The sequence below is a fragment of the Sphingobacterium thermophilum genome (genome assembly GCF_039541675.1).
GTDB classification, from domain to species: domain Bacteria; phylum Bacteroidota; class Bacteroidia; order Sphingobacteriales; family Sphingobacteriaceae; genus Sphingobacterium; species Sphingobacterium thermophilum.
Genome location: NZ_BAABGR010000015.1, coordinates 631,177 through 639,997 on the forward strand (window position 1 = coordinate 631,177; position 8,821 = coordinate 639,997).

10 protein-coding genes are annotated in these 8,821 nt (G+C 42.9%); 5 read left to right on the forward strand and 5 right to left on the reverse strand.

Annotated features, from left to right (window positions below; all coding sequences use genetic code 11):
* Positions 1-81: 81 nt before the first annotated feature.
* From ABD873_RS08695 to ABD873_RS08715, 5 genes are all read right to left on the reverse strand, one after another.
* Positions 82-681, reverse strand: coding sequence for an alpha-ketoglutarate-dependent dioxygenase AlkB family protein (locus tag ABD873_RS08695; protein ID WP_345067354.1), 600 nt, complete (start codon positions 679-681; stop codon positions 82-84).
* On the reverse strand, positions 668-1,525 hold the full coding sequence (locus ABD873_RS08700; RefSeq protein ID WP_039052733.1) for a bifunctional transcriptional activator/DNA repair enzyme AdaA: 858 nt from the start codon (positions 1,523-1,525) through the stop codon (positions 668-670). The genes ABD873_RS08695 and ABD873_RS08700 overlap by 14 nt, the downstream gene beginning before the upstream one ends.
* 58 nt (positions 1,526-1,583) lie before the next feature.
* Positions 1,584-2,291 (reverse strand): class I SAM-dependent methyltransferase, encoded by a 708-nt coding sequence (locus tag ABD873_RS08705; protein WP_039052737.1) that lies wholly within the window; start codon positions 2,289-2,291, stop codon positions 1,584-1,586.
* Entirely contained in the window at positions 2,284-3,462 is a 1,179-nt protein-coding gene (gene pncB, locus ABD873_RS08710) for a nicotinate phosphoribosyltransferase (protein ID WP_345067360.1), read from the reverse strand. The genes ABD873_RS08705 and pncB overlap by 8 nt, the downstream gene beginning before the upstream one ends.
* Positions 3,463-3,554: 92 nt before the next feature.
* Entirely contained in the window at positions 3,555-4,850 is a 1,296-nt protein-coding gene (locus ABD873_RS08715) for a DUF6600 domain-containing protein (RefSeq protein ID WP_345067363.1), read from the reverse strand.
* A 280-nt stretch (positions 4,851-5,130) separates the two neighbouring features.
* Between ABD873_RS08715 and ABD873_RS08720 the strand changes: the two genes are divergently transcribed.
* From ABD873_RS08720 to ABD873_RS08740, 5 genes are read left to right on the forward strand one after another with little or no spacing between them, the layout of a single operon-like run.
* The gene (locus tag ABD873_RS08720) at positions 5,131-5,904 is read left to right on the forward strand and encodes an MlaE family ABC transporter permease (protein ID WP_345067366.1); all 774 of its coding nucleotides are present in this window, start codon (positions 5,131-5,133) and stop codon (positions 5,902-5,904) included.
* A gap of 2 nt (positions 5,905-5,906) precedes the next feature.
* Complete coding sequence (locus tag ABD873_RS08725; protein ID WP_345067370.1) at positions 5,907-6,680, forward strand: ABC transporter ATP-binding protein; 774 nt, start codon at positions 5,907-5,909, stop codon at positions 6,678-6,680.
* Between the two features lie 4 nt (positions 6,681-6,684).
* A complete protein-coding gene (locus tag ABD873_RS08730) occupies positions 6,685-7,668 on the forward strand; it encodes an MlaD family protein (RefSeq protein WP_345067373.1) in 984 nt (327 codons plus the stop codon).
* Between the two features lie 27 nt (positions 7,669-7,695).
* Positions 7,696-8,403 (forward strand): RluA family pseudouridine synthase, encoded by a 708-nt coding sequence (locus tag ABD873_RS08735; protein ID WP_345067376.1) that lies wholly within the window; start codon positions 7,696-7,698, stop codon positions 8,401-8,403.
* A gap of 32 nt (positions 8,404-8,435) precedes the next feature.
* A complete protein-coding gene (locus ABD873_RS08740; RefSeq protein ID WP_345067379.1) occupies positions 8,436-8,699 on the forward strand; it encodes a hypothetical protein in 264 nt (87 codons plus the stop codon).
* The last annotated feature ends 122 nt before the right edge of the window (positions 8,700-8,821 follow it).

Sequence of the window (8,821 nt, forward strand, 5' to 3'; positions counted from 1 at the left end):
GGTTGTTGCAATAAATATAATGAAGAAAGCTGGTTTTAATATCGAGTATAACAGTAGTTGATAGAATTGTTACAATATGCTTTAGAATACTATGGTTCGGAAGGTCAGGTTTATCCTTCCTCTGGTGATTTTCTTGCTTTTGGGTAGTTGGTGAAGCCAGTATTTTTGAGTGGTGCCGCGCATTAGTAGAAGGGAACCATTTTCCAGCGTCAGGTCTATTCTTTCTTTACTCTGTTTATGTCGGAAAGAGAATTTGCGTTCGGCACCTAGACTTAACGAGGCTATAGTGCCATTTTCTTTTAGATCCTTTTCAGCATCGCTATGCCAGCCCATACCTTCATTACCATCGTGGTAGAGGTTGAGGAGACAGGAGTTGAATGTTTCGTGAGTTAGATGTTCTACAATCCGCTTGAGCTCTAGCAGGGTAGTGTTCCACGGGGAAGCCACCTTCTTCATCCCCGAATAGGTGTATTCCAAGGCTTCATCTCCATACCAAGCTACCATTCTTTTGGTGGTGATGAGCCTTCCGAAGATTAAGGTCTGGTCATTTTGCCACGCCACTTCTTCCATAAGCCGCTCATAATAGCTTTGTGGATTCTGTAGCACAGTACCATAGTAGTTTACCTCTCCATCATAGGGGAGTAGGTTCTTTTGTGGATCAGCTAATTCAAAAAGTTTCATCTGTTATGTCTTTTACCTGAGCTTGTTCCCATCCTATTATTGCAGCTTTACGGATAGGTCCCCACATATAGCCGCCGAAAATGCCGGAAGATTGTATCACCCTATGGCAGGGAATAAGGTAAGCTATGGGGTTGCTGCCAATGGCTGTGCCCACAGCACGGGAAGCTTTCGGATGTCCTATGGCTTCTGCAAGATGCGCATAGGTTGTCAAGCAACCTTTGGGAACTTTCAATAAAGCCTCCCACACTTTAAGCTGGAAAGGTGTTCCTTTTAGATGCAGATGCAAAGGATTCTTTAGCTGAGCACTGTCATCGAAAATGTGGAGTACCTCAATGTGGCGTGGTAGCTCCTTGCGAATAACATTCGCCAGTGGATATTGTTCACGAATGTTTGACAAAGCCTTTTGAGGATCTACAAAGGCGATATGACAGATTCCTTTTTCGGTGGAAGCAATACAGATAGGACCAAAAGGAGAGAGGTGTGTACTGTAATAGATTGTAAGTTTAGCTCCTCCATTTTTATACTCTGCCGGGGTCATGCTTTCCACCTTAACGAAAAGGTCGTGCAGCCTACTTGAGCTGCTAAGCCCTGTCATATAAGTAGCCTCAGCAATGGATTGAGTTTCTTTGAGGAGGTGCTTAGCATGTTGCAGACTGATGTATTGAAGGAATTTTTTGGGAGTAGTGCCTGCCCACTCTTGGAAAAGACGCTGAAAATGAAAAGGACTCAGGTGTACGTGAGCAGCAATCTCCTCCAAGCTAGGTTGTTTTTTGAAGTTAGCTTGAATGAAAGCAATAGCTTTTTCTATTCGATTGTAGTTCAAATACATCTCTGAGGTCTTCATATTACAAAAGTCCCTCTATTTTGGGAAGAATACAATCCGAAAATTGCGGACTTGCAGATTAAAAAGATTTCCTCGGCTCCATACGTACAAGATACTGGTCATTGTCGTCTTCAAAAAGTATCTGAACGACCCATCCTTCTTCACGTCCGATTTTTATTAGGGTGTCTTGATCGATATATAACCATTTGAAAGGTTCACCTTTGGCGCCTTTGAACTCGTATTGATAGCCTATCTCTCCAAAATAATGGTCTGGTCTGGGTATGCGGTATTGTTCGTAAAGGTAGGATATGTCCGAGCTGTCAAACAGGAGTTGTCCTCTGTCTGTCAGTAAGGTCTTGCTATGAGCTAGCAGCTTGCGAAAGCCTTCAAGGGTTCCGGCCAGACCTATGCCGTTCATCAAGAAGAGAAGGGTGTCGAACTGTTGGTTTTTCAGATTGAAAAAATCTTCGGTAATAATCTTTTGGACGCCCCGTTGCTGCATAATCCTGCAGGCCGTTTCGGACTTCTCCAAAGCCGTAACATCAAAATCTCTTTGTTGTAGGTATAAGACGTGAGAGCCTACGCCCGCACCTACATCCAGCACCTTGCCGTCGCAGAGTGACAAGGCGATAAATTCAAGTTCAGGAAAGTCTTCTTCATCTCGAAAAAACACCTCAACGGGCATTTCTTCAATATCACCGTAACTGCTATGTAAATATAAGGGGGAAGCAAGCTGCTGTTTCTCAAAATACTCTACCAGCGCTTCACCGTAAACGTCTCTATGCATGTTCATCTAGTTGTAAATATCTTATGGCCATTTCGATTTCTTGTGGATCTCCGGTATGTTTCATCGCCTCATCGGAAAGCTTAATGACAGGAGTCCACTCCCCTTCGTCCGGCAATGCTTCGAACATCTTGATGACGATATTCATGCGTTCCAGCCCCACATCGTTGGTGAAGTCCGTTCCAATGCCAAAGGATGTACCTATTTTCCCTTTACAAAAGTTGGTTATCTTCTCCACTTTTGCATAATCCAATCCGTCGGAGAAGATAATGGTCTTGGAGAGAGGGTCTATCCCTTTGTTTTTGTAGTGGTTGATGGTTTTCTGGGCAAACTCTATGGCGTCCCCGGAGTCATGACGTACGCCGTCGAAGAGCTTAGAAAGTTTTTTATCAAACTGTTGGAAGAAAGCCTCGGTTGTATAGGTGTCCGAAAGGGCTATTCCCAAATCTCCGCGATACACATTGGCCCAATTTTCCAATCCTAGAAGGTTGGCCATTTTGTAACCGTATTTTGCGGCGTGGAACATAAACCATTCGTGTGCATGTGTGCCGATAGGTTTGGTTTGGTATTTCATGGCCAAATAGACGTTGCTCGTGCCGATGAATGTGGGGGATTGATGGTTCTTCAGTGTGCGTATTACAAGGTCATGAACTTTGAACGAATGGCGCCTTCTCGTGCCGAAATCGGCAATGGTGATGTCCAGCTTGTCGTATTTCTGCATCTTATCCTCTACGATCTGAACAACTTTCTCGTCGGCGAAGCGATGCTGTCCTGTAACCTCATAATACAATTCGCATATCAATGACATGATGGGTACTTCCCATAGAATGGTGCGGTACCAGTAGCCTTCCACGGTTACAGATAAGTCGGTCCCGTCTTGTTTTATCGTCACTTCTTCTGGATCGTATTGATAACCCTGTAGGAAATCGAAATAGGTAGGGTCAATATAGGGGCAATTGTCGGCAAAGAATGTTTTTTCCTCTTTGGTTAATCTTAATTTCCCCAGTTCGACAATGGCTTCTTTTAATTTTTGGGCAAAGCCAGCAGGAAATTGGTGTTTCCCCCGATTGATGAACTGATATTTGGCTTTTGCTCTTGGGAATAACTTGATCACTGCATACTGCATGGTGAACTTATAGAAATCATTGTCTAGGATAGAAATTAATCTTGCCATAGAAAAACAAACTAAATCTTTATCGAAAGTACATAAAAAAAGTGAGCTAACGAGTGTCAGCCCACTTTTTTGGATATATTAATACTAATTAATTATCGTCTGCTTCTTTCTGAATGGTTGCTACTTCCTCCTCTTGCTGGAGTTGCAGCACTGCGTGCAGGAGTGGCAGGGCGTTCTACACGAGGAGACTGTGTGGAGCGGCTTACCCTGTTGGAGTTAGAGGAGCCCGAATTGGAAGTTTGATAGACAGGAGTGCTGTTTCTCACACTTCTCTCAGGAGCTCTGGACTCGCGCTGAGGGCGTTCCACACGTTGAGGCTGTGGCTTCTGTTCTCTTCTTTCTATAGTCCGGTTGTTGTGCGGACGTGTTGTATTAGTATTGCGTTCTCTGCTGGTGGCAGAGCGGTCAATATATCTGTTGTTTCTTTCTACGTTGCGTGAAGTATTATCACTTCTATTTGGTACTTCACGTCGTGCGTTATCTGTTGTTGCCCTGCTGGTTGTTCTATTCCCTTCACGGATAGTAACATTCCCTTTGTTGTCAATATGCATTTCACGTTGTGGTCTTGCATTATTAGGAGTAGGACGTGCATTATTAGCTTCGCGGGAGGTAACGCTTCTTCTTTGTGGTTCGGAAACAGAACGTTTTACGGAAGATCGGTTGTGATCCATTTCAGGTCTGTAGATGGCCACACTTCTGCGGTCCACATGTACAGCTCCGGGTCTGTCTGCATGTCTTACCGATCTTACCTCCACTCTGCGGCCTATGGCGCGTTCGATATCACGGCGAGCAGGTCCACCATAGTAATGTCTGTTGTTGACAATATAAGTGTTATGTATGATGGTGGTACGGTTGTAAATATTTACTCTTCCATAATGGGCATGACGGTGGTAGCTTGGTGAATAGATATAACGTACGGGAGTGAATATCCAAGCAAATACCGGAATGTTTATAGAGATGCTCACCCCTACATGCGGCATCATTGGAGCCCATCCGTAGTATCCGTTGCCGGAGCGCCATTCTACCCAGGCAGGACCCCACTCATATCCTGGAATCCATCCCCATCCTCTATGGGAAGTGTACACCCAACGACCATAATGAAAAGGCGCCCATCCCCAAGAATAGTTGGATACCCATGTGTTTCCGTATTCGGTCATTACCCAATAGCCGTTTGTGCCGTAAGGACGGAAGTCAGCTCCTACACGAGGAAACCATATATCTCCGTAGGTAGGGTCAATATCCCACGTACCATAAGGGGAAAGTTCATTGTAGAACAAATCCAAAGATACTTGTCCGTACACTTGAGCTTGAGCTTTTTGGATGGATAGCGTACCGGAAAGTGCCGCTATCAGGGCTGCTATATACAGGGTGAGTTTCCAGTTTTTCATGACAATAATTTTATGAGTTAATATTACGTTTCTTTCTTTTGTCTGATGGTATGACTTTCGGAGTATTGTTAAGGTTTAATGTGAAATACGAATTAATTTTTTGCCATTTGGAAGAAAATGTTTTATGAAAAAATTGTGATACTAAAACATTTTGCTGTCATCTCGTATTTGTTAATTTAGTCCTTCTTGGGCAATGACGCCCAAAAATTTGTACATTTGCGCTATTACTTGGAAGAAATAGCATTAAAAAGCTTATTTAAATTCGATTTAAAAGAAATAAATGGGAAGGAAAATCAGTAGTTTACTCCTCGAATTTGCAAAATTGCATCGTTTTCTGATGCGGTTTTATCGCGAAGTTGTCAGTCCACCATTTGAAATTAAAGAAATCATCAGGCAGTGTTATGAGGTAGGATGGAAGTCCTTTCCGTTAATTTCTTTAACCGGTTTTATTGTAGGGTTTGTATTTACCAAACAGTCTAGACCTTCATTAGAAGAGTTTGGTGCCACTTCGTGGTTGCCTTCTTTGATATCCATAGCTATCGTGCGTGCTTTGGCACCTCTGGTTACGGCACTTATCGCTTCGGGTAAGGTGGGTTCGCAGATCGGTGCGGAGTTAAGTTCGATGAATGTTACGGAGCAGATTGACGCTATGGAGGTGTCGGGGACAAACCCATTTAAGTTTCTGGTGGTGAGCAGAATTCTTGCTACCACGATCATGATTCCGGTTTTGTGTTTTTATGTTGCCGGCATCGGTCTAGTGGGAGGTTATCTGAGTATCATTTCCAAGGATGATCTAAGCTTGCTGAGTTTCTTCACTCAGGTGTTTGAAGCTATTCAGATGGTGGATATTGGCGCTATGGTGTTGAGAGCCGTAGTCTTCGGATTCACTATAGGTTTTGCCAGCTGCTATATAGGATATTATTCGTCAAAAGGTACGGAAGGGGTAGGTAAGGCTGCCAATTCAGCGGTAGTAGCTTCGATGTTTGTGGTATTTATCGAGGAATTACTTATCGTTCAGTTCTTAGGATTTGTAACCCCATTAATTACCGGCTAAACATGGAGAAAGAAAAGGTTAAAATAAATTACGATAATGCGGTAATACATGTCGACAATGTGAGTAAATCCTTTGGAGACAGACAGGTGTTGCGTAATGTGGACTTAAAACTTTATGAGGGCGAGAATCTTGTGGTGTTGGGCCGTTCAGGTACCGGTAAATCTGTGTTGATTAAGTTGATCTCAGGGCTCTTAAAGCCGGACTCGGGTACTATCAATGTGCTTGGCCATGTTGTCAACGAGCTCAACGAACGAGAGCTGATGAAGTTGCGCCTACGTATAGGTTTTTCGTTTCAGAATAGTGCTCTGTACGACAGTATGACGGTTCGGGAAAATTTGGAGTTTCCTCTAGTACGTAACAAAAGAAACCTTACCCGTGCCGAAATAAACAGAGAGGTGGAAGACGTGCTGGATGGGGTAGGCTTGTTGCATGCCATCAATCAGATGCCGTCCGAGCTGTCGGGAGGACAAAAGAAGCGTATAGGCATTGCTCGCACCTTAATTTTACGTCCGGATATTATGTTGTATGACGAACCTACGGCAGGTTTGGATCCTATTACCTGTTTGGATATCAATACCTTGATCAATGAGGTTCAGGTTAAATATAAAACATCTTCTATCATCATTACGCATGACTTGGCTTGTGCCAAAATGGTGGGAGACAGGATGGTGATGCTTCTGGATGGACGTTTTGAACGTGAAGGAAGTTTCAATGAAATTTTCGATACAGACGACGAACGTGTAAAACCTTTTTATGATTATAATTTTATAGTATAAAATAATGAATTCAGCGGAGAATAAAAGATCAATAATAGTCGGACTTTTTGTTTTTATAGGGTTAATCATTTTGGTGGCAGGTATCCTAGTAATGGGTACACAGCAAAACAAGTTTAGCAAAAACATCAAAGTTTCTACCTACTTCAAAGATGTAAAGGGTCTTAAGGTGGGTAATAATGTATGGTTTTCCGGTGTTAAGGTGGGAATCATCAAAGATATTGCATTTGAAGGGGTGGAGAATGTGAAGGTAACCCTGCTTATCGAAGAGAAAAGTAGTCAGTTCATTCGCAAAGATGTGGTTGCGACCTTGGGTTCGGATGGTCTTATTGGTAATTCTATTATCAGTTTGGTGGGGGGTAACCCTGCAACACCTCAGATTGAGGAAGGCGATGTGCTGAAGTCAGGTCCTAGCGGAGGTATGGAACAGATGATGGCCCTGCTACAGGATAATGGAGCGAATCTGTCAGTGATTACCGAAAATTTTGCCAAATTAAGCCAGCAGATGGTTGATGGTAAAGGTACTGTAGGAGCGTTGATGAGTGACGATGAGATTGCCAATAATCTTAAGGCTTCGGTAGCTTCTATGAATAAGGTGATGGCTGAAGCGAATGTTGCTATAAGCAATCTAACTGCGTTGACGCAGAAGCTCAACAGCGAGCACGGTCTTATCCATGATCTGGCGACAGATACTAAAGTCTTTGCTTCCTTGCGTGATGCTGCCGCACAGCTTCAAGGTGTGACACAGACAGCAAACGCATTAGTAGAAAACCTTAACGAGACTACGGCACGCCTGAACGATAAGAATAATGCTATAGGTGTGTTGACCAATGATCCGGAAGCAGCAAACGAGATAAAACAGATTCTTAAAAACCTAAATACCAGTACGCAAAAGCTGGATGAAAATATGGAAGCCTTGCAAAGCAATTTCCTCTTCAGAGGTTTTTTCAAGAAGAAGGCCAAAGAAGAACAAAAGGCAGTAGAGAAATAGTGATGGATTAAATCATATTAGACGATAATGTCTGTTATAACAGAGCGCGATGTCTTATACGAAGACAACCATCTCATAGCGATAAATAAACGTGGTGGGGATATCGTCCAAGTAGATGATACTGGAGATAAGTCGCTGGAAGATATGGTCAAAGAATTTTTGACCAAAAAGTATAATAAGCCCAATTTGGCCTTTTTAGGGGTTATCCACCGGTTGGATCGGCCTGTGAGCGGAATGATTCTTATGGCCAAGACGAGCAAGGCATTGGATAGGATGAACAAGGCCTTTCATGACCGTAAGGTGAAGAAAACGTATGTTGCGGTAGTGAAGGAGCGTCCGCCACACCAGTCAGGCAAGTTGGTGAACTGGCTTCTTCGGGACCGTAAAAAAATGATTACGAAAGCCTACGATAGAGAGGTATCAAAGGGGACGTATGCCGAACTGGATTATGAGGTGGTAGGACAGCTGGACGGCTATTATCTGTTGAAGATAAATCCAGTGACTGGAAGAACACATCAGATACGTTGTCAGTTGGCACATATGGGATGCCCTATTGTAGGAGATAATAAATACGGTTATCCGAGAGGATCTTTACGTCGTACTATATGTCTGCATTCGCGTTCGCTGGCATTTACCCATCCAGTGAAGAACGAGGACATGACTATTATTGCACCGCTTCCTAAGGATGGATTCTGGGATAAGTTCGAAGGATTGTTAAAATCCCGGAATATTTAGTGATTTAATAGGTTATTAGTTACTTTTGTGATATGAAATCACTTCGATTGTTATTTTTCGCCCTGATAATGGGATTATCTGCTTTTGTCTTATCGTCTACCCCTGCTAAGGCGCAATGTGCTATGTGTTCGTTGAATGCGGAAAATAGCACCCAACATGGCAATACGCAAGGTAAAGGACTTAACAACGGAATCCTATTTTTGCTTTCAATGCCTTTTCTGGTGGGAGGCTCCGTGGCTATATTGTGGTATAAGAAATATCGTCAGCAAGAGGCTAAACCTCCTGTATTGAAATAAGAGTTTTAATGGTATATAATATAAAGAAAAGCCCAATGAATTAGACATGCCCCAAAAAGTTAGACACTTATTTGGGGCATTTTTATGAGTAAAAAACAGAAGTATAATTTCAATTTTAAGTT

Coding starts and splice junctions, on each gene's coding strand:
- ABD873_RS08695 (WP_345067354.1), bottom strand. CDS start 681: ATGAAACTTTTTGAATTAGCTGATCCACAAAAGAACCTACTCCCCTAT.
- ABD873_RS08700 (WP_039052733.1), bottom strand. CDS start 1,525: ATGAAGACCTCAGAGATGTATTTGAACTACAATCGAATAGAAAAAGCT.
- ABD873_RS08705 (WP_039052737.1), bottom strand. CDS start 2,291: ATGCATAGAGACGTTTACGGTGAAGCGCTGGTAGAGTATTTTGAGAAA.
- pncB (WP_345067360.1), bottom strand. CDS start 3,462: ATGGCAAGATTAATTTCTATCCTAGACAATGATTTCTATAAGTTCACC.
- ABD873_RS08715 (WP_345067363.1), bottom strand. CDS start 4,850: ATGAAAAACTGGAAACTCACCCTGTATATAGCAGCCCTGATAGCGGCA.
- ABD873_RS08720 (WP_345067366.1), top strand. CDS start 5,131: ATGGGAAGGAAAATCAGTAGTTTACTCCTCGAATTTGCAAAATTGCAT.
- ABD873_RS08725 (WP_345067370.1), top strand. CDS start 5,907: ATGGAGAAAGAAAAGGTTAAAATAAATTACGATAATGCGGTAATACAT.
- ABD873_RS08730 (WP_345067373.1), top strand. CDS start 6,685: ATGAATTCAGCGGAGAATAAAAGATCAATAATAGTCGGACTTTTTGTT.
- ABD873_RS08735 (WP_345067376.1), top strand. CDS start 7,696: ATGTCTGTTATAACAGAGCGCGATGTCTTATACGAAGACAACCATCTC.
- ABD873_RS08740 (WP_345067379.1), top strand. CDS start 8,436: ATGAAATCACTTCGATTGTTATTTTTCGCCCTGATAATGGGATTATCT.